General features: G+C 49.2%; 13 protein-coding genes. 12 read left to right on the top strand and 1 reads right to left on the bottom strand.

From position 1 onward, the window contains the following. Nucleotides 1-105: 105 nt before the first annotated feature. The 6 genes from E1919_RS19590 to E1919_RS19565 all read left to right on the top strand — a co-directional run bounded on the left by E1919_RS19590 (nucleotide 106) and on the right by E1919_RS19565 (nucleotide 10,567). Nucleotides 106-1,896 carry a DUF885 family protein gene (locus E1919_RS19590; protein WP_162055114.1) on the top strand — a complete coding sequence of 597 codons (1,791 nt, stop codon included), beginning with the start codon at nucleotides 106-108 and terminating at the stop codon, nucleotides 1,894-1,896. Between the two features lie 24 nt (nucleotides 1,897-1,920). Beyond that, nucleotides 1,921-4,146 carry a S9 family peptidase gene (locus E1919_RS19585; RefSeq protein WP_162055113.1) on the top strand — a complete coding sequence of 742 codons (2,226 nt, stop codon included), beginning with the start codon at nucleotides 1,921-1,923 and terminating at the stop codon, nucleotides 4,144-4,146. Between the two features lie 53 nt (nucleotides 4,147-4,199). Beyond that, nucleotides 4,200-5,156, top strand: a complete 957-nt coding sequence (locus tag E1919_RS19580) for a hypothetical protein (protein ID WP_202915946.1) — start codon at nucleotides 4,200-4,202, stop codon at nucleotides 5,154-5,156. 235 nt (nucleotides 5,157-5,391) lie between these two features. After that, the gene (locus E1919_RS19575; RefSeq protein WP_162055112.1) at nucleotides 5,392-7,074 is read left to right on the top strand and encodes an SLC5/6 family protein; all 1,683 of its coding nucleotides are present in this window, start codon (nucleotides 5,392-5,394) and stop codon (nucleotides 7,072-7,074) included. A gap of 623 nt (nucleotides 7,075-7,697) precedes the next feature. Further along, nucleotides 7,698-9,287 carry a flavin monoamine oxidase family protein gene (locus tag E1919_RS19570; RefSeq protein WP_237144657.1) on the top strand — a complete coding sequence of 530 codons (1,590 nt, stop codon included), beginning with the start codon at nucleotides 7,698-7,700 and terminating at the stop codon, nucleotides 9,285-9,287. A 122-nt stretch (nucleotides 9,288-9,409) separates the two neighbouring features. Beyond that, on the top strand, nucleotides 9,410-10,567 hold the full coding sequence (locus E1919_RS19565; RefSeq protein WP_162055111.1) for a pyridoxal phosphate-dependent aminotransferase: 1,158 nt from the start codon (nucleotides 9,410-9,412) through the stop codon (nucleotides 10,565-10,567). Between the two features lie 444 nt (nucleotides 10,568-11,011). Here E1919_RS19565 and E1919_RS19560 read toward each other — a convergent pair whose 3' ends face one another. Next, nucleotides 11,012-12,058, bottom strand: coding sequence for a Hint domain-containing protein (locus E1919_RS19560; protein WP_162055110.1), 1,047 nt, complete (start codon nucleotides 12,056-12,058; stop codon nucleotides 11,012-11,014). A gap of 467 nt (nucleotides 12,059-12,525) precedes the next feature. Between E1919_RS19560 and E1919_RS19555 the strand changes: the two genes are divergently transcribed. From E1919_RS19555 to E1919_RS19530, 6 genes are all read left to right on the top strand, one after another. Beyond that, entirely contained in the window at nucleotides 12,526-15,684 is a 3,159-nt protein-coding gene (locus E1919_RS19555) for a SusC/RagA family TonB-linked outer membrane protein (protein ID WP_162055109.1), read from the top strand. A 43-nt stretch (nucleotides 15,685-15,727) separates the two neighbouring features. Next, entirely contained in the window at nucleotides 15,728-17,197 is a 1,470-nt protein-coding gene (locus tag E1919_RS19550; RefSeq protein WP_162055108.1) for a SusD/RagB family nutrient-binding outer membrane lipoprotein, read from the top strand. A gap of 44 nt (nucleotides 17,198-17,241) precedes the next feature. Beyond that, on the top strand, nucleotides 17,242-17,679 hold the full coding sequence (locus E1919_RS19545; protein ID WP_162055107.1) for a hypothetical protein: 438 nt from the start codon (nucleotides 17,242-17,244) through the stop codon (nucleotides 17,677-17,679). A gap of 246 nt (nucleotides 17,680-17,925) precedes the next feature. After that, nucleotides 17,926-18,744 (top strand): HAD-IIA family hydrolase, encoded by an 819-nt coding sequence (locus E1919_RS19540; protein WP_162055106.1) that lies wholly within the window; start codon nucleotides 17,926-17,928, stop codon nucleotides 18,742-18,744. 577 nt (nucleotides 18,745-19,321) lie between these two features. Continuing rightward, nucleotides 19,322-20,527, top strand: a complete 1,206-nt coding sequence (locus tag E1919_RS19535; RefSeq protein WP_202915945.1) for a DUF4861 domain-containing protein — start codon at nucleotides 19,322-19,324, stop codon at nucleotides 20,525-20,527. Between the two features lie 188 nt (nucleotides 20,528-20,715). Then, entirely contained in the window at nucleotides 20,716-21,798 is a 1,083-nt protein-coding gene (locus tag E1919_RS19530; protein WP_162055105.1) for a LacI family DNA-binding transcriptional regulator, read from the top strand. Nucleotides 21,799-22,140: the final 342 nt, after the last annotated feature.

Here is a 22,140-nt window from a genome sequence, read left to right as displayed (position 1 = left end):
CATTTATGAGTCGCTGGATGAACTATCGCTACAAAGCTTAGACAAAGTTAAGTTCATACTTTCAAGTCATACGCTAACTGAGTTCACGCTACAAAAAAATGATGTATGAAACTTCCTGATATAAACTTCCTGAAACTTTCTTTTCTGCTGTTATGCTGTTGCCTTGCCCCCTCCACAAGCAGCCAGGCCCAGGAGAAAAGCTTATATAGCCAGACCAGCGATGTACATCACCTGATGGTGCAGTTGCAGGCCGATGAAGGCAGCCTGAACCGGTTCTACTTCATGAAAAACACGCCGGAGTACACAACGCGTTTTCAGCAACTGTACAACAACTACCTGCAACAACTGAACAGCCTGGACTATGAGGGTATGAATGCAGGCAGCCGGGTAGATTACCTGCTCACAAAGCGGGACCTGGAGAATAAACTGCGCCTGCTGAATGTAGCGGCAGACGAGTACAGACAGATAAGCAAATGGGTACCTTTCGCGGAAAAGATTTACGCACTCGAAAAGCCGCGCAGGCGAGGTCTCAACATAAACGGTCAGCAGATAGCGGCTGAACTGACCAGCATCGAGAAAGAACTTATCGCCTCGAAGGCAGCCCTGGAAAAAGAAGCCTCACTGAACAGGGACCTGGGGTTCCGGTTGCAGGGTACTGTGAAAAACCTGCAGGAAGGATTAAAAAGCGTTTATACTTTTTATAACCAGTACGAGCCAAGCTTTACCTGGTGGGTGCCGGAGCCTTATAAGCGCGTGGATACTTTGCTGACAACCTATGCTGCCCTGGCTGAAAAGAAAGGCAGGGTGCCCGGCAAAAACCAGAAAGTAGACCAGAGCGGTATAGTGGGCAGCCCCATCGGGAGAGAAGAGCTCATCAGACAACTCGAGTACGAGATGATTCCTTATACCCCGGAGGAACTCATTGAAATCGCCAACAAGGAATATGCCTGGTGCGACCGTGAAATGCTCAAGGCCTCTCGTGAGCTTGGTTTTGGCGATGACTGGCACCAGGCGCTGGAGAAAGTGAAGAACACTTATGTGCCGGAAGGGCAGCAGCCGGAGGCTATGCTGGATTTATATGACCAGTCAGTCGAATTTCTGAAGCAGAAAGACCTGCTAACCATACCGCCTATAGCCGAAGAGACCTGGCGTATGCAAATGATGACGCCTGAACGGCAGCTCATAAATCCGTTTTTTACCGGAGGGGAGGTTTTCAGCATCTCCTATCCAACCCATACCATGGCACAAGAAGATAAGCTGATGAGCATGCGGGGCAACAACCCGCACTTTTCCCGAGCCACTGTGCACCATGAGCTGATTGCGGGACATCATTTGCAGGGATTCATGAATAACCGCTACAAAGAGTACCGCAACTTCCGAACACCGTTCTGGACAGAGGGGTGGGCCTTGTACTGGGAGATGCTGCTGTGGGATCAGGGTTTCCCGCGTTCGGCAGAAGACCGGATTGGTATGCTGTTCTGGCGCATGCACCGCTGTGCCCGCATCATTTTCTCGCTCAATTACCACCTCGGCAAATGGACCCCTCAGGAAAGTATAGACTTTTTGGTAGAGCGTGTAGGGCATGAGCGCGCAAACGCGGAAGGCGAAGTACGCCGTTCTTTCGAGGGCCGCTACAGCCCACTGTACCAGGTCGCTTACATGATGGGCGGTTTGCAGTTTTATGCCCTGCAAAAGGAACTGGTTGGCAGCGGCAAAATGACAAACAAGCAGTTCCATGATGCTGTGTTGCATCAAAATAGCTTGCCTGTAGAAATGGTCAGAGCCATACTAACAGACCAGCAGCTTCCGAAGAATTACCAAACCAGCTGGAAGTTTTACAATGCGCCGGTATCGCCGGAAAGAAGCCGAAAAGCTACCTCCACAAAAAGTAGATAAGCAACAAATAACCGTAACTGCCTTATGCCTGTGAAAGCTTTCAAATCCTTGTTCCTGCTGCTGCTCTTGCTGCAGCTTTCGTTCTTTTCTTATTCAAGTACGGCACAAAGCAGAGGTGGAATAGTTTGGCTAAAGGCCGGCAATGCCTATGCGCAGCAGGAAAACGGCGACGTTGTAAAAAACACGCTGCCATCCCAGGAGAAGCAGGTTATACTGGCAAAGGAAAAACTAGTGCCTGCAGGCAGGTCGGAGCCACTGGATGTGCGTAGTTTTGCTTTTTCAGAGGACGAGCAGAAACTGATCCTTTATACCAACGCGGTTAAAGTATGGCGTCTCGATACAAAGGGCGATTATTGGGTATATGATCTGCAAAAGCAAGCCTTGTCTCAGGTAGGTGAAAACCGTCCTGCCTCCTCCCTTATGTTTGCCAAGTTCTCCCCGGACGGAGCACAGGTGGCCTACGTGAGCGGGAACAATATTTATGCAGAGAGCCTGGCAAACAAAGAGGTAAAGCAACTCACAAAAGACGGTACGAGAAAACGCATCAACGGCACTTTTGACTGGGCTTACGAAGAGGAATTCTACAGCCGCGACGGCTTCCGCTGGAGTCCGGATAGTAAGGCCATTGCGTTCTGGCAGATTGATGCCACCGAGGTAAAAGACTACCTGATGATAAACCACACCGATTCCATTTATCCAATGGTGATACCGGTGGAGTACCCTGTGGCAGGGGAAGCGCCTTCTCCTTACAAAATCGGCGTGGTTGACGTAGCCACAGCACAGACAAACTGGATGAAGGTACCAGGCGACCCGCAGCAGCATTATGTGCCCCGTATGGAGTGGGCTGCCAATGCAAATGAATTGATACTGCAGCAACTAAACCGTAAGCAGAACGAGAGCAAGCTATTCCTCTGTAACATCACCAACGGACAGGCAAAGCAGGTTTACGCTGAGCAAGACGCAGCCTGGATAGATATCATGCCAACCTGGGACAGCGACTACCGGTTTGGCGGCTGGAATTGGCTGAACGGCGGCAAAGAATTTCTGTGGGCAAGTGAAAAAGATGGCTGGCGGCACCTATACCGGGTTAGCCGCGACGGCAAAAAAGAAACGCTCATCACCAAGGGTAATTATGATGTCATGGATATTGCAGCCGTAAACGAAGCGACTGGCTACATATACTTTCTGGCTTCACCAGACAATGCCACCCAGCAGTACCTCTACCGCGTGCGGCTGAATGGCAAAGGAAACGCAGAGAGACTGTCGCCCAACACGCAGGCCGGTACCCACACATATGAACTGTCTCCCGACACAAAGTTTGCCTTTCACCGGTTCTCCAACTACTACACAAGGCCAGCATCTGAGTGGGTGTCGCTGCCAGCGCACAATGCCCTGGATGGCAACAGTGCTGTAGCGCAGGCAATAGCACAGGCAGATAAATCAAAATCCTCCTTAGAATTCATCAAAGTGAAGACCAGTGAAGGTGTGGAAATGGATGCCTGGATGGTGAAGCCTGTTCCCTTTGACCCGAATAAGAAATACCCCATCGTGTTTCAGGTATACACCGAGCCTGCCGGGCAGACAGTGCTGGATAGGTACGGTATGGGTATCAATCACCTTTACAAAGGCAACATGGCAGAAGACGGCTACATCTATGCCTCCATCGACAACAGAGGTACTCCTGCTCCCAAAGGAAGGGAGTGGCGCAAGAGTATCTACCGGAAAGTGGGCATGCTCAACATACAGGACCAGGCCATGGCAGCGCAGGAAATCCTGAAACTGCCTTATGTAGACACCAGCCGGGTAGCAGTATGGGGGTGGAGCGGCGGCGGTTCTGCCACACTCAACCTGCTGTTTCAGCACCCGGACATATACAAAACAGGAATATCCGTTGCGGCCGTAGCGAACCAACTCACCTACGACAATATTTACCAAGAGCGCTACATGGGGCTGCCGCAGGAGAACCTGGAGGATTTTGTAAAAGGCTCGCCTATCACACATGCCAAGAACCTGCAGGGGAACCTGCTCTACATCCACGGCACAGGCGACGATAACGTGCACTACAACAATGCGGAGCAGCTCATCAACGAGCTGATAAAGCATAATAAGCAGTTTCAGGTGATGCCCTACCCCAACCGCACGCATGGTATATCGGAAGGGGAAGGCACTAACGAGCATCTTTCTACTTTGTTCACAAATTACCTGAAGCAACATTGCCCGCCCGGAGGCAGGTTAAGAGAACAGCAGTAGGTACCGGATGGGATGATTGGAAACAAGGACAGGCAGTTTAAAGGAAACCAGATATGAAAGTAAAACAAGTCTTTGCCATTCCTGCAGTGGCCCTGGTGCTTTTCTCCTGCTCTAACACACAGCCACAGGTTCAGGCTACCACAACCACACAGCCAGAAACAGCTGGTGGGCCATCTGAAAATGTATCCGTTCCGGATAATGCCCTGGTGCAGGAATATGAGCAGGCCATGGTCACCGCGCCACCTGATTCGCTGAACCTGGATCCGTTTTACCGGAAGTATGCCGATGCGTTTGGAATTCCAATCACCTCTTCTGAAAAAGTGCCCAACACCTCACTGCTTATGGCACGCGACATCGTGAACTATATGCTCATGAAGCGGATGGATATCCGGGACGCCTTGATTGATCGTGGCGCTCGTGTGCTGGTGATGGCGGAGACAGAGATGGAGACGGACCTGCCGGAACGGAGCGACTGGAAGAAACCTGCAAAAGATGACAGACGGCTCACCCCGGGCGAGCGCGAAAACTATGATAAGCCAGGTGGCATTGCCAGCATGACGGACAAGGAATACTGGAACAAGCGCGCCCGCGGAATGGGAGGCACCGTTACCTCCTGCGCGGAAGAAAATCTGCTTGGCTACCCGGATACGCGCTACTATGGAGAGAACATTCTCGTGCACGAGTTTAGCCACAACATTATGGGCGCGCTTCGTCAGGCAGATCCGGCGCTTTATGCGGAAATTGAGCCGGCTTACCAGGCGGCCAGGACCAAAGGGTTGTACGAGGGCCAGTATGCTATCAACACAGTAGCAGAGTACTGGGCAGAAGGAAGTCAGTGGTGGTTCTGGTCTAACTATGAGTTTTACGACGGGGAGACACGCGTACAGTCACCGGCTGATTTGAAAGCATACGACCCGACGCTCTACAATATTTTAGAACGCGTTTACCCAGGGCACCATATTCCCGCAGACGTGTACTATGGGCGCAACGTAAGACCCGCCCGCCGATAAGGCTTCTCTTACTTTGCCGCTGTGACCATGGTTCTGCCTCAACTAGCTTAGAGACTTTTTTTGGTAGCCTTATTTTCAATATAGTATAGTACTACGATAGGATAATCTGATAGCATATATTCAGTATATTTCTTTCAACCTTGCACAGAACAGTATCCTAAAGCTTACAAATAACAGGATAGCACTTCTGTCCGGAACCACTATTAATCTGAAATTACTGATAATCTCATACACTATGAGTACTAACAAACAATCGTGGGGCTCCCGCATGGGCCTCATATTAGCGATGGCGGGGAGTGCGGTTGGGCTGGGTAACTTCCTACGCTTTCCTGTGCAGGCAGTGCAGAATGGCGGCGGAGCTTTCATAATTCCTTACTTAATCTGTTTCTTAGTGATAGGCATTCCGCTTCTTTGGATTGAATGGGCGATGGGGCGCTTTGGTGGCAAATATGGGCACCACTCCACCCCGTTTATTGTGGATACCATGGGTAAGAACCGCCTCTGGAAATACGTTGGCGTATTCGGCATCTGGACCAATGTTGCCATCGCTGCTTACTACTGTTACCTGGAGTCCTGGACACTGTCTTACATGATGCACTCCCTGATAGGCACCTTCAGCGACCTCGACCAGGACGGCGTTGCAAATTTCTTTAATGCGTATGTGAATTTAGGTACCTCTACCTTGGGTTTGCCTTATGAGCCCATCGTGTTCTTTGTGCTTTGCCTGCTACTCAACACTTATGTTCTGTCGCTGGGGCTGGCAAAGGGAGTGGAGCGTGTGGCCAAGATTGGGATGCCGCTGCTGATTCTGTTCGGTATATTTCTAGCCTATAAAGGTGTCACTATTACTGCCGGTGAAAACGGGGCCATAAACGATAGCGCTGTTGGGCTAAACTACCTGTGGACACCAAACTTCGATGAGCTGTGGTCGCCGACGGTGTGGCTGGCAGCAGCCGGGCAAATTTTCTTCACGCTTGCCGTGGGTATGGGCACTATCCATTGCTATGCAGCTTATGTGCGTGGAAAGGATGACATTGCACTGGGCGCGATGTCTGCCGGCTGGATGAACGAATTTGTGGAGGTGGTACTGGGCAGCGCCATCCTTATCCCCATCTCCATCGGCTACCTTGGGATTGACCGCGTTACGGAACTGGTAAAGCTGGGCGGACTTGGGCTGGGGTTTAAGACATTACCCTACCTGTTTTTTCAGTGGGGGGATGTGTTAGGTGCCATCGCTGGGTTCATGTGGTTCGGCCTCTTGTTTTTCGCAGGAATCACTTCCTCGCTGTCGATGGGCACGCCCTGGATAGGCTTTCTGCAGGATGAGTTTAACTGGAAGCTGAAGCCATCTGCCTGGTCGTTTGGCCTGATTGTGCTGGTGCTGGGTTTGCCCACTGTGTTTTTCTTTAACTACGGTGTGTTCGATGAATACGATTACTGGGCGGGTACTGTCTCTTTGGTTGTCTTTGCTTTATTCGAGTCTATCCTTTTTGCCTGGGTGTTCGGCATGGATAAAGGCTGGCGTGAAATTACCTCCGGTGCCGACATACGGGTGCCCCATATCTACAAGTACATCATAAAGTATGTGACGCCACTGCTCTTGCTCTGGGTCTTTCTGGGGTCGCTGTTCACCCCGAAGGACAATAACTGGACTGCTGCGTTCAGTGGAAACTGGGAACTGGACAACAGTTCTATCGTCCGGAAACTGATGAACAGTGGCTTAAAAGAGCAATTAGCCAACGCTGTGGATCCGTTAGAGATTGAGCGGCTACAGGATACCCTGTTTTATGTAAATGCATCGCGGGTGCTGTTGGCGGTGATGTTTCTGAGTATCGCCTTGATGGTATACATGGCGTATAAAAAACGCCTCAGAGAAGGGCGGTTGAATAAGAATAAGCGTCTTTATACTTCCTCTTAGCTTGCAGCCATGACATTGGTGCTCGTGTTGTGCCAGAAAGTTTTGCTGGTACTACCGTTCATGCATCATCAATGCTGAGTTCTTTTAAACCTGAAAGAACCTGATAATACCCACCTTATACTTCATAAACTTACAGCCCTCCAAACCAAGCAAGGCACTCAGTTGCCGGTTCTGGACAAAGATTTATTTAAAAGCGCACCTCCGTTTGACTGTAAGTGAAACACGTGCATGCGACTTAATCCGGATAAAGAACAGTTGGCATACTAAGCTTTTCAAGCTCCTTGAATATTAACCTATCACTGCTTCTGCTTGTGTTCAAATGAGCTAGGTCTGTTGCATTTCCTCCTGTTGCAGTGGAGCCCCACCGCAACAGGCAATATCTCCGTTCCTTTTCATTTTACAAAAAACAGGCTATAGCGGGAGCAATTCACTACCAACAGGCTCCGCTGTGTTAGCAAATCTCTCTGAATAATATGAATTATCAAAATTTGTTTATTATGTCAATTATATTAACTATATTTCAATAGATAGCTTATATTATTAGTAAGTTGTTAATCACTTTCTGATTTATAGTGTTTTTTGTAAATATTATTTAAGCAGTTTCAATCAAATTATAATTGTTTATGGCAGGTATATCACGTCGCGACTTTATATCGAAAGCCTCTCTGTTAGCTGGTTCAAGTTATCCGGCTATGATGGCTTTAGGGCTTCTGAAAGCTGCACCCGCAGAGGCATTTAATCTGGAGGGAAAAGGCACCGGAAAACATGTTATCATACTGGGTGCAGGGCTGGCTGGCATGGCAGCTGCCTATGAGCTGAAAAAGCTAGGCTATAAATGCACCATCCTAGAAGCCAGGGACCGTTCCGGGGGGCGCATCTGGACAGTTCGGAATAACACCAGGGAAATTGAGTTGGATGGTATGGAGCAGCGGGCAAAGTTCGATGAGGGGATGTACTTTAACGCTGGAGCCGCCCGCATCCCGCACCACCACGAACTCTCGATGCACTACTGCCGGGAACTGGGCGTGCAGCTGGAGACCTACAACAACATAAACGAAGCAGGCTTTATTTACAACGATGGGCAGGGGGCACTTGCCAACAAGCCAATCCGGATACGGGAGATACACAACGATATGCGGGGCTACACCAGTGAGCTCCTGGCCAAGGCTGTGGACCAAGATGCGCTGGATAAACCCATGACGGTTGAAGACAAGGAGATACTGATTGAATACCTGCGATCGGAAGGGGAACTGGACCCGGACAAGCTATACAAAGGAACATCCCGCCGGGGGTATGTTACACCACCGGGGGCAGGCGACGCCCCGGGTAAACTGGCGGACCCCTACGAGCTTTCAGAAATTATGCGGTCTGGCTTAATCGGGCATTCCTTCTACAACATCGGCGACTACATATACGAGCAGCAAATGACGATGCTGCAGCCGGTAGGCGGAATGGATATGATAACCAAAGCCTTTGAGCGCAAGGTAGGCAAGGACATTCAGTACAAAGCGGAAGTGCGCGAGATCCGGAAAACAGCCGAAGGTGCCCGCGTGGTATATGCCGACAGTGCAGGCAAGACAAAAGAATTAGAAGGTGATTTCTGTATCTGTACCATTCCGCTGCCCGTGCTTTCCAGTATTAAGTCAGACTTTTCTTCTGCTGTTTTGCGCGCTATTGACAGTGTCTCCTATTATGAGGCCGGAAAGATAGGCCTCCAGTTTAAGCGCCGTTTCTGGGAAGAGGATGATCATATCTATGGCGGCATTTCCCGCACCAACATGGACATTCACCAGATCTTCTATCCGTCAAACGGCTTTCTGTCCAAAAAGGGCACGCTGGTAGGTTACTATAACTTCGGAGACAAGGCAGTAAAAGTGGGGAACCTGCCGCACGCTGAGCGCGAGAAGCTGGCGCTTGAACAGGGAAGCAAAATCCATCCGCAGTATAAGCAGGAGTTTGAGTCTTCCTTCTCGCTTGCCTGGCACAAGATCAGGTACAGCCAGGGTGCTTTTGCCACTTACACCGCAGAGAGCAGGGAGCGCTTTTACCCGGCGCTTCTGCAGCCCGACGGCCCGGTTTATTTTGCCGGGGAACACACCACCTACCTCACGGCATGGATGGCCGGGGCGTTTGAGTCGGCCAGGCGCTCTGTGCGCGACCTGCATGAGCGGGTAATGCATACGCAGCAGGCGCAGGTGGGGCGAAAAGGCTAAACTAGATACACCAGTAGATAAAAGTACACTTGCTCTCCACTGCCTGCCAGTCAGGCCGATTCACTGTCCTCTATACTTATTAACATTTCAACAGATTTTATGAATCTTAAATCTTTACAAACATGGCAACAGAATTAAACAGAAGAGATTGGATCAGGTCTAGTGCACTGATCGCAGCAGGCTTATACGCAGTTGGTTTGCCTAAGCTGGCGAAAGCAGCTCCTGCTTCCTTACTTGTTCCTCCAAGAGCGGACATGCACAAAATTCTGGCCGACCTGCCGAGAATGCAGGCGCGGCTTACCTCCAACGAGAATCCCTTTGGGCCCTCTGAAAAAGCCAAAGCGGCGCTGATGGAAGCCGTTAATTCGGGCAACCGCTACCCACGGGATAGCGTGATGGCACTGCGGGCTGCTATTGCCAAAGAGGAGGGCGTGTCAGAAGAGCATATCCTCCTGGGAGCAGGCTCAAGTGAGCTGCTATTAGCTGCCGCTCTTAAGTATTCCAGCAAGGGAGGCTCTATTCTGTCTGCCGACCCCACTTATGCGTCTCTGGTGCGGTCGGCGGTAGATGTTGGTGCTGGTTGGGTAAAGGTGCCGCTTACCAAGGATTTCGCCCACGACCTGGACGCCATGGAGAAAAAAGTGAACGACGATATCAGCCTTGTGTATATTGTGAACCCCAATAACCCCACAGCCACTATCACGCCATCAGATAAACTCCGCTCTTTCTGCGAATCGGTATCAAAACGCAAGCCTATATTCATTGATGAGGCTTACATTGACTACGTGGCAGATCCGAAGAAGCAGTCTATGGTAGACCTGGTGCAAAAAGGCCAGAACGTGATTATAGCGCGAACCTTCTCCAAAGTACACGGTTTCGCCGGTTTGCGTGTTGGTTATGTGGTAGCCCAGCCTGAAATGGTGAAAGAACTTGGCAAGTATACCAACGGTGCGGGTAATCTGAGTGCCACTTCAGCCAGCGCTGCCCTTGCGAGCCTGCAAGACAAAGAGTTTACAAAGTTCTGTGTGCAGAAGAACCAGGAAGCCAAAGACTTCACTTACGGTGTGCTCAAAAAAGAGGGATATACTTATTTGCCTTCTCACACTAACTTTATCATGTTCCCGCTGAAGATGAACGGTAAGAAATTTAGTGAGGAGATGCTGAAGCGAGGTGTCGGGCTGCGGAACTGGGAGTTCTACGATCAGCAGTGGTGCCGGGTAAGTTTGGGCACAATGGAGGATATGAAGCTGTTCGCCGATGCCTTCAAGCAAATATCTTAACCAGTGTTAGTATATAGATTATCTTTTACCTGTTTTTTTTTTGAATAATTTTTTTGGGAGTAAATGCAAAGCCCTTTCCTTTTAATCAGGAAAGGGCTTTCTCATTGCCATGGCTCCGAGTTAAACAGAGTGTATGTAACACAGCAAAGAAAGTATTGTGTATTTTTGAGTGCATACTCACTTAATAGTTTATTGATAACATAGGGTGTATGGTGGATTTTTTTTACTTGTTAAGCCTTGTGCTGCCGTATTTTTGATAATAGATATCTTGTGAATGGAGTAGTAGCGCGTGCCAATTAATGGCGAGATCAGGAGGTTTTTTATGTTAAAACTGCGTTAGCCCTAGCTGAAAGGAGTATGATTCTCCTTAAAAACAAAGGGGCCGCGGGTAAAATTACGCCCGCGGCGCCTTTGTTTATGAAGCTGTTTGTAGAAAGGACTTTATTACTTATCCAACACCACTGTGCCGTTTACAAGATAATTGCCAGCTTCTGTTTCCAGGTTATAAACCTGCTTTACCAGTTGCTGCGCTTGCTGCACTTTCGCGGTTACTTTGTATTCCCTGAACCCATGAATCGCGCTGTCGAAGTGATACAGGATGTCGCCTTCCTTTACCTGGCGCATCTCTTTTTTGCCTTCTTTTGTGTAAACCGGGTGGTTCCCTGTGGCCTCCAGTTCGATAGGTGCTGACGGTGCCCAGGCGCTAACAGACGCAAAAAGCTCCTCGGTTGGCAACAGCACCAGCTTAGTTATCTGTATGCCCTGCTCTTTATAATGCGACTGTACGCCTGTTACAGTTGTCTCGCGGGTGCCTTGCAAAACTGAATCAAACGCGAGTAACTCATCACCTGCCTTTACCTGCTCAATGGGTTTGGCAGTGCCGTCCGCTAAGGCTACAAGGGCACCTGCCGGAAAGCAGAAGTCATAGTCCGTGTTTTCCTTTGCCGCAGTGCTGGGGCCTTTGCCTGCGTTGGCATGCTCGCGGGAGTATTCTCTGGAGAGCACAAACGCCAGTGTAGACAGGAAGCCCTGTTCCTGCTCACCATTCAGTTTCAGTTCATCTATGTAATAGTCCCAAACCTTTTTGTCAGCCCCGGCTCCCGGAATGCAGACCTTGATAGTCTTGCCACTTTTCGGTGCAGCATACATGGCCATAGTGCCAACCTCATCTCTATTTGCTCCTTTCAGCATCTTGTATACATAAATTCTTCTTTCAACCCCATCGCTGTAGTTGAATACATATGGCTTTGCCTCCCGATCCAATACATAAGTGTTCTCAAACTTGATGTAAGTGTCTTCCTCCGGGCTATCAATTTTATAAGATGAGAATTTCTTGTAATCCTCCATCGTGAGTGAAGCCGGATCATTCTGACCATAACTGCTAGGTGCAGCCAGGATGGTAAATCCAATTGCCAGAAGACAAATACAGGTGTAAAGTCTTCTAAATAGCAATAATATAAAATAAACAAGGTTGTTGATTTTAGATCTCATAACTGATTTCTTTTAGATTAAAATAATGATTGATGTATGTTTATATCAATAATAGTGATAAATTTTTAATAATATATATTATAGGGTATGAATTTTTAATCTGTTTATATATTATATAAGTAGTTTGGTAATATTACCCCCTGATTTTATAGGGGGGTAATTGAGTAATCATCATAAAAGGTAAGTGGTCACTTTGTATTTTCAAACATTTTGCTGTTTTATTATAAACAATACAGTAATTCAGCTATTTAATTAACATATTTTTAATGAAAAGTATATTTAGTTTAAAATAATTTAAAATTTAATTTGTGTTTGTTAATTTGTTAGTTTAATATTGATACAACAACAATCAAAACTATCGCATCATATAAATAGGATAATTTATATGAGATAGATTCTGACTCCCCTGCGCTTACCTGTTTGTTGCTCTGGATATATTTTCTTTTCCACTTTAAATTTTACCACGTATGAACAAAACTTTACTAGCTGTAATGGTTATTTGGCTACTGCATAGCAGCTATGCAGTAGCACAAAGTAGAATGGTTTCCGGTACGGTAACCTCACAGGAAGACGACCTGCCGCTACCCGGTGTAAGCGTTGTCTTAAAAGGAACTACAAAAGGAACAGTCACGGGCGTGGAAGGGGAATTCAATCTCTCCGTTCCTGAAGAGGGCGGTACCCTTGTCTTCTCCTTTATTGGCATGTTGGCGCAGGAGGTGCTCATTGGTAACCAGTCGGCTTATAATGTTGTAATGGCGCCTGATTCCAGGCAGCTTTCTGAAGTGGTGGTCACGGCCTTCGGTATCGAAAGGGAGAAAAAGGCCCTGGGATATACCATGCAGGAAGTAAGCGGGGAAGAGCTGACGGAGGTAAAGACATCGAACGTGGTGAACAACCTGTCTGGCCGCGTGGCTGGGGTTCAGGTGAGCAGCAACGGCGGTCCGGGCAGCAGTTCCAACATTATTATCCGGGGCATGGGCTCCGTTAGCCGCAACAACCAGCCCCTTGTAGTAGTGGATGGTGTGCCCCTGCAGCAATCGAACGACAACCGGTATGGCGGCGGTATCTCGGAAATCAACCCGGATAACATTGCTTCCATGTCTATCCTGAAAGGGCCAAACGCCGCTGCCCTTTACGGTTCGCGGGCTGCCAACGGCGTTATTTTGATTACCACCAAAAACGGTTCGGGTACGCAGGGAATAGGAGTAGAGCTAAGCTCCAGCGCCACTTTTGAAAGACCACTGGTGAAGCCGGACTTCCAGGATATTTACGGTGGCGGCAACGGGTATCGCACCTGGTATACCAACGGCAGAAGCGGTGCCATTACAGACCCTCTGGAGATAGACCAGTATCGTGCGGCATACGGCCCCAATGCGCCGCTAAGCGGTACAGCGGGTACGGATGAAAGCTGGGGTGCTCCGATGGACGGACGCCTGGTGCGGCAGTGGTGGACTGGAACAGACGTAGCCCCCTTAACGCCCCAACCGGATAACTGGGACGAGTTCTGGGATACAGGTAAGACCTTCTTCAATTCAGTGGCGCTTACAGGTGGCAACGACAAAGGCAGTTTCCGCCTGTCTCTTGGCCGCTTAGACCAAAAAGGGATTATGTATAACAACGACTTCACGCGCAATAACTTCAGCATCAACTCAGCTTACAACCTTACCTCTAAGCTGAAAGCAGTAGTGAGTGGCGAATACGTAGAGTCGGGGTCTGACAACCGCTCTTACCAGTCGGGGCAGCAGTTTATATGGTCGCACAGGCATGTGTCGTGGGAGCGGTTAAAGAACTGGCGTGATTACGAGGATGCGCACATCCAGCGGCCATCAGACAATTTGCCTCCCAACTGGCAGCACACTTTCTTCACAAATCCTTTCTACTCGCAGGAGTTCCTCACATATGGCAATGCTAAGGACAGGCTACGGGGAAATGCGTCCTTGACCTATGACTTTAATGACAAACTAAGTTTGATGGTCAGAAGCGGCACTGATTTCTGGACTGACACGCGCATCAATGTCAATGCATGGGAACGGGTATCGAACGGCAACCCCTTGTATGGGGCTTACAGCGAGGAAGTGATCCGTAACCAGGAGACAAACCATGACGCCATCCTAAGCTATAAGCAGGATATAACGCCGGACTTTTCTTTCAATGCGCAGGCAGGTGGCGTGTACCGCAGCAACTACTTCAAACGCAACTATGCTGCTGTCACGCGGCTGGTTATCGACGGCCTGTACACGCTTGACAACAATGCCGTTCCGAACACGAATCAAAGTGCCATCGAAGAGTTTAACGTGCAGAGCCTTTTTGGGGCAGCCCAATTTAGCTTCCGCGATGCCCTGTTCCTGGACGTGACCGGGCGCAACGACTGGTCGAGTACGCTTCCGGCAAGCAACAACTCTTTCTTCTATCCTTCTGTGTCGGTGAGTGGCGTGGTAACAGACCTGCTGAACCTGAACAGCAACCTGCTTTCTTTTGCTAAAGTAAGGGCTAGTTGGGCGCAGGTAGGAAACGATGCGGACCCTTACCAACTCTACCAGCTTTACAATGCGCAAACCCCCTGGAATGGTTCTTTGCCTGCCTTCGGCGAAAGCACGGATATCAACAATGCCAACCTGAAGCCGGAAATAACAACCGGCAAAGAGCTCGGAGTTGATCTGCGGTTCCTGGACGGGAGGATTGGCCTGGACGCCACCTACTACAGCCAAACTACAGAGGATCAGATTCTGGGGGTAGAGATATCCAAAGCAAGCGGCTACAACCGCCGTTTCCTGAATGCTGGAGAAGTGACAAACAAAGGGGTGGAGGTGATGGTATCGGGCACGCCCGTTCAGTTGGGTAATGGCCTGCAGTGGGATGTGGCCTTAAACTATGCCCGCAACCGCAGTATGGTAGTGGAGCTGGCTGAGGGGCTGACAACCTATACCCTTCACGCTACCCGCGGCATGTCTTCGGAGGCGCGTGTGGGGCAGCCGTACGGCACCTTCTACGGCACTGCCTTCCTGCGATCACCGGAGGGAGAGCTTGTTTTCAAGGATGGCCGGCCTCAGGTAGCGTCAGGACAGCAGGTATTAGGCAACATCCAACCCGACTGGATCGGTGGTATGTCCAACACCCTTTCTTTCAAAGGAATCACCTTAAGTGCTTTGGTTGATGTGAGAGCGGGCGGGGATATTTACGATGAAGGAACCGGAACGGCCCGCTGGACAGGCCAGTACGCTGAAACAGCCGTAGGCCGTGAAGAAGGCGTTATAGGGAAAGGAGTGAAGAACGTGGGTTCGGAGGAAGCGCCTGTGTATGTGCCCAACGATGTAATAGTGGATGCCAAGCTTTTCTACAGCTACAACAACCCCCGCACCTACCATGAATCCGCTATCATTGATGCCACTTATGTGAAGCTGCGGGAGGTGAGCCTCGGTTTTGAAATACCCACTTTCCTGACAAGTAAAATCAAAGCCCAGTCGGCTAGGATATCCTTTGTAGGCCGCAACCTGGCGATTCTCTTCAGGAACAATCCGCACATCGACCCGGAAATAGACTCTCAGGGCGGCAATGCGCAGGGCTTTACTTACGGCCAGTTGCCAAACAGCAGAAGCCTGGGAGTAAACCTGGATGTGAAGTTCTAATGAGGCGCATGTTTAAATTTCAATTTTCATCAGAATCAGAGATATGAAGGTATATAACACACTAATCAAAGCGGTATGTATAACGGCCGGGGTCTTTATGGCAAGTGCCTGTACGGAAGACTTTGAGCAAATGAACATCAGCCCCAACAAACCGAATGTGGTAAGCTCGGCAGTGCTTTTGCCTGCCGGCATAGAGTCAAGCGTCGACCGCTTCTGGGGCCACCGCAGTCGTTTTGAGCGTATTAACCTGGATGGCGGCATGCTGTGGGTGCAGTACCTGGCCCGCAACATCTATTCCGACGAAGGCGACAACTACAACATGAGTCCAGCTTATTACATAAATAACTGGCAGGGCTTTTATAACGATGCGCAGCTAAACTTTCAGCGCATTATCGTGCAGTCGGGCCCTGACGGAGCCTTGCCGAACACGAATTACGAGGGAGTCGGGCTGGTGATGCGTTCCTGGGTTTTTTCGCTGCTCACAGATTTGTACGGGGCGATACCCTATAGCCAGGCCCTGCAGGGCACGGCAGAAACGCCTGTTTATACCCCCGCTTATGATTCTCAGGAAGCTGTGTATGCGGGTTTGCTCAACGACCTGAAGCTGGCGAATGAGAAACTGGTAGTGGGCGGTCCGGCGATTTCAGGCGATATCCTGTTTGATGGCGATGTTCTCCGCTGGAAGAAATTTGCCAACTCGCTGCGGCTAAAACTGGCCAACCGGCAGGCTGCCAAAAAACCTGCCGAGTCAAGAGCTGTGATGGTTGAGATACTAGGTGACCCGGCGACATACCCTATTTTTGAAAGTAACAGCGACATTGTTGCGCTACAGCATTCCGATGTGAGGCCCAGTAATAACGAATGGCATGAGGTAATGGTGCAGGGAAGCCGTACAGATTGGAACCTGAGCAAAACCCTGGTAGACAAGCTGCAGGCCCTGGATGACCCGCGCTTAGCTGTTTACGGAGAAGCAGTGGGTGGCGAGTACATTGGCGTACCCAACGGTTTACCGGATGCCATTGCCACGACCTATCTCGCGGGCAGCGCCAAACTAGGTTCTTATTTTACCGAGCCTACTACGCCTAGTGTCGTGATGACGTATGCAGAGTTGCTTTTTGTGTTGGCTGAAGCCGCCCTGGATGGTGATATAGCTGGCGACCCACAGGAATACTATGAGCAAGCCATTGCCGCCTCTTTTGAACAGTATGAGCTCAGTATGCCAGACGAATACCTGGCTGCCGCCGGCCCGGCTACTAAGGAAAACATCATCACCCAAAAATGGATTGCCTTGTTTGGCCAGGGTGTAGAAGCCTGGACCGAATACCGCCGAACAGGTTACCCTACGCTACCAGCGCCTGACACCAGGGCTATTTTTATGAACGATGGCGTTCTGCCAACCCGTTTGCAATACCCTGGCTCCGAGTATTCTTTAAATGCAGTGCAGCTGGAGGAAGGGATTAAGCTGAATGGTGGAGCAGACGATAAGAAAACAGAGATGTGGTGGGCTGAATAAGTGGCGAAGCATCCTGAATATGTAACAACTAAAATTAGAAAGAGATGAAAGTTAACGATATCATTAAAACATTTACCAGGCTGTTCTTCCTGAGCTTTTTCCTGATGGGTTGTGAAGAAGAGGACATGGTCGTAGACCGGGTAGAGTCGCCTGTGCTGATTACGGTGGAAGGAGCGTCTTTCCAGGCAAGTGAGCCGGTAAGCGTAACGGCCACTGTTTTTGAGCTAGACAAGAGCGGAATTCTGGACCACACGGTAGGAGTAGACTCTATACCGCTCTCGAATTTTCCCCTTGCCATACTGGCGAACGGTGTGGAAATGGGAGTGCTGACAACTGACGCCGCAGGAAAAGTGAACCTGACAAAGACCTGGGCCGAACTAGGCTTCCCCTCTCCCCAGCCAGGCAATTCTGTACGGTTAGAGTGGTCCGGGACCCACAAAGGCCAGGCATTCACAAAGCTGTCGCAGGTGCAGGTAAAATAATGAAATCCTCTAATATCAGATAAAACCTGACAATGGTAACCCACCCCTGGCTCCTCCGGTGTATGGAGTTTTCTCTCTGGTGTGAAGCTCAGGGGTGGTTTCTTTTTCCTGTCGTAACATGCTAACTCAAAACAATTCAAACGAAGGAGCGAACCGGCTCCTATTAATCCAGAAAGTGACAAGGCTGCTGCAAAAGCGATTGTTTCGCCAAGTAACCATCAATAAGTAAAATTTAATCTTAAAGGTATGAAAAAGGGATTTTTAATAGACATGGATGGGGTGATATACAGAGGAAAGGAGCCCATACCCGGCGCAGTAGAGTTTATAGATAAGCTGCGGAGCGAAAACTATCCTTTCCTGTTTCTAACCAACAACAGCCAGCGGACAAGCCGGGATGTATGTTATAAACTCCGGCAATTGGGGTTTAATGTAGACGATGAAGACATCTTTACCTGTGGAATGGCGACAGCCAGGTTTCTCGCTTCGAAAAAGGCACTTGGCACTGCCTACGTTATCGGGGAAGGCGGGCTGCTCAACGAGTTGCACAAGGTGGGCTACTCCATAGTGGATGATAACCCGGACTATGTCATCATTGGTGAAGGCAGAACCATAATGCTGGAGTCGGTAGACAAAGCGATTAATATGGTGATGAACGGCTCAAAACTCATCGCAACCAACCTGGACCCTAACTGCCCGGTCGGAAACGGGAAATACAGGGCGGGATGTGGCGCTTTTGTCGCCATGCTTGAGTTTGCAACAGGCAAACAGGCATTCAGCGTTGGCAAGCCAAGTCCTGTAATGATGCGCATGGCCAGAAAAACGCTGCAGCTCACTACTGCTGAAACCATTATGATTGGCGATACGATGAGTACCGATATACTGGGTGCAGGCTCCATGGGTTTTACAACAGTGCTCACCTTATCGGGCGTAACAAAAGAAAAGCATCTTACGCAGTACGCCTATTCCCCGGACTTCATCATCAAATCAGTCAACGATCTGCTCGGGGAGGAGCTGTTTAACAGCGTGCTGAACAGGCAGAATGAATACGTTCCTTCTGGTGTTTAAGTGAATTAGGGTTGCCGGTTAGTGTTGGGATTTTGAATCATAACACTACATCATACTCAAATAGCCGCAGGAGATGCTTTCTTCTGCGGCTATTTTGTTTGCTTACATGATATCTTAACAGGCACCTCCCTGAGTAATACCATCACTCATTCAATCTAGCGAATTTCATTCAGTCTTTAAAGGCAACATTCCCTTCCTCAGTAAGGTCAGAAGTGGGGTTTAGCTAAAAACCATTTGTTGGGGCTAAAGTTTGTTGGGTGATGCAAAGTAATTTTACTTTAGATATGCTGTGAACATGTCCAAAAATGGGATGATCAAGGCTTTTACTAATAGGGTGCTGAATTCTCTTTTTTCTTTGGCTCATTAACCATGAAAACCTTGCCAATAATAATAGTATATTTGAATATAAATTTTAATTGCAAAGGTCAATGCCGTCAGGTTCTGGAGCAGTTAACCGTTGCTAAAAGTATTATGTTTTAGAAGACGTAAAGGCCATTACATACGCGTGCATAGCCTGTAAGGCTAAATAAAACCAACACTGTATTTCCTTAAGTTTTCAATTAAAATGATTTACACTTTGAAAAAAAGAAAAATAGCGTGGGCAGGTATCGCACTTGCAACTGTAATGTTCTCCTCCTGCCAGCAGGAAGAGCGTAGCTCGAAAACCTTTACGGTGAAGAATAACCTGGATATGGACCGGAAAGCTGAAACTGTCAGTGTTCCTGCCAGTGAGGTGGAGGCCCTGGTAAATGAATTCGGTGCTGAGAACATCCTGATCAGGGACGGGGAGACAGACAGCCTGCTGGTGACGCAGGTGCTGGACAGCGATGCAGACGGTACGGTCGATGAAATTCTTTTCCAGACAAACATCAAAGCAAATGAGGAAAAGACGTTTCTCCTGGCAGGTGCTGAGGACGGTGCCGCACAAAAACCAAAGAGCAAACTAACCACCTACTCCCGTTTTGTGCCGGAGCGCACCGACGACTATACCTGGGAAAACGACCGGGTCGCTTTCCGGACTTATGGGCCTGTGGCGCAGCAGATGGTAGAGGAAGGGAGGCCAGGCGGTACACTCACCAGCGGTATGGATGTCTGGCTGAAGCGTGTGAATTACCCTATCATCAACAAGTGGTATGAGGGGTATAAGGAAGACCCCAACTTTTATCACGTAGACAAGGGCGAAGGGTATGACCCATACCACGTAGGGGCCAGCAGGGGCATTGGAGGCACTGGTGTGCTGGAGAACGACTCGCTGTACGTGTCCAAAAACTTCACTGGGTATACCACCATTGCAGAGGGCCCAATCCGCACTGTCTTTGAGCTAACGTATGCGCCGTGGGAGGCGAACGGCCGCACCATTACTGAAAAGAAACGCATCAGCCTGGACTTAGGCAGTAACATGACACGCTTCGAAAATCACCTGGAGGCGGACGGGCCCCTGCCAAACGCCACCATCGGAATTACATTGCACGAGAAGAAAGGCGAAGTGAAAGCCAACCCGGAGCAAGGCTGGTTCCGCTACTGGGAACCGATGGATGACTCTAACCTAGGCACAGGTATTGTGCTTGCCCCGGATGTAGTGGAGGATTATAAAGACCACCGCGTGGAAACGAAAGACCAGAGCCACCTGTACGTTATCACCAACCCGGAAAATAACAAGCTGGCATACTATGCCGGATTCGGCTGGGAAAAGAGCGGCCAGTTCAAATCAAAAGAAGCGTGGGATCAGTACCTGGCTGACTTTGCAAAACGGATAGCTTCGCCATTAGAGGTCAGCTTTTAAGAGTATACAAACAAAGAGGCTGCAAGCGCTGTTATTTTCGCAGATAGAAGAAGGTAAAAAGTGCCTTTTTAGGGTGTGGTGCTGCTTTTGTATACATTGCATGTCCTGAAGCCGTACAATAAGAATTATTATGTAGTGCAACACGCGTCATACATTAGGTTTAGATTGAGTAAACGTTATCCACTAGAATGAGCAAACAGCCAGAGTACACGATCAAAGATATAGCAGCTGAGATGGGCGTGTCTGTGTCTACTGTTTCCAGAGCATTGAATAACCACCCGCACATAAGCGAGGACACAAAAGTGCGCGTGCGGGAGTTGGTGGAGAAGCATAACTACAGGCATAACGCCCTGGCTGCCAGCCTGCGCAACAGCAGGTCTAACACCATTGGGCTGATTCTACCCCGGCTGTCACAATACTTTCCGTCTACGGTGGCAACTGCCATCCAGAACAAACTGCATGAGTACGGCTATAACCTGATGATTTGCCAGTCGAACGATTCGCCGGCCATGGAGAAGGAACTGGTGAACGTGCTGTATGCCTCCAGGGTGGAGGGGCTTATTGTGTCGTCTGCCATGCATACCGCTGATTTTTCGCATTTCGATATCTTTTCAAAGAGCAGGATCCCGCTCGTTTTTTATGACAGGGTGCCTACCAACTACGATGCCCACAAAGTGAAAGGCGATGACTATTCCGGCGGTTACGAGACTACCCTGCATCTGCTTCAACAGGGCTGCCGAAGGATTGCGCATATCGGCGGTCCGTTAACGTGTAGCATCTATCAGAACAGGTATAATGGGTACCTGGATGCTTTGAAAGAATATAATGTGCCGGTAGATGAAGAGATTGTTTTCTTTCATGAACTGACAAAAGAAAACGCCCTGAAGACATGTGAGGCTATTTTCTCCCGTGTCTCTCTGCCAGACGCCATTTTTGCCTGTAACGATACCACTGCGATTGCTGTATTGGAGTACGCTAAAAAGCATCAGGTTCACATTCCAGAGGATTTAAAGCTTACAGGATACTCAAATGACCCACGCTCAGAAATCATCACGCCGTCTATTACCTCTGTGGAGCAGTTTCCTTATGAAGTGGGGGATCAGGCAGCCACCCTGATGATGGACCTGCTTCAGCACAAAATGAAGGAAGACAGCAACTATGTTTCCATCACCACGCCGGTTGAGTTGATAACGCGAGCTTCCAGTAAAGCCATAAGCGAGTCAGGCTTAGCTGAAAATGCCAGCTTGCTATCATCAAACAGGCAAAGGTAAACCGCTAGTAAAATGCGGTGGTTTAGGTAAGCTCATTTATTGGTAGCTATAGTTGCGTTATCCAGTATCGGACTATCACCTGATGCTGTAGGCCCACTCCTAATCCCGAAAGCTGTCAACTTGAAAGAAACATTTGCTAATAGCATCTCCCAACGCCCTTGCCGTGTCTTTTAACAAGTGAACTGCCAAACTTTTCCTTCCAGCAGTTATTGAATGACTTTAAGCAACACCAGATCGTAATTCTTTCAAGTCCCGGCGGGACGACCTGTTAATATCCCGATGTTTAAAATCACCCTTAGCTCCAGCGGAGCGGCCTGTTAACCTATTCCCAACAGGCCGCTC

Source organism: Pontibacter pamirensis, from assembly GCF_010015475.1.
Taxonomy (GTDB): Bacteria; Bacteroidota; Bacteroidia; order Cytophagales; family Hymenobacteraceae; genus Pontibacter; species Pontibacter pamirensis.
This window is presented reverse-complemented; position numbering and strand designations above follow the sequence as displayed.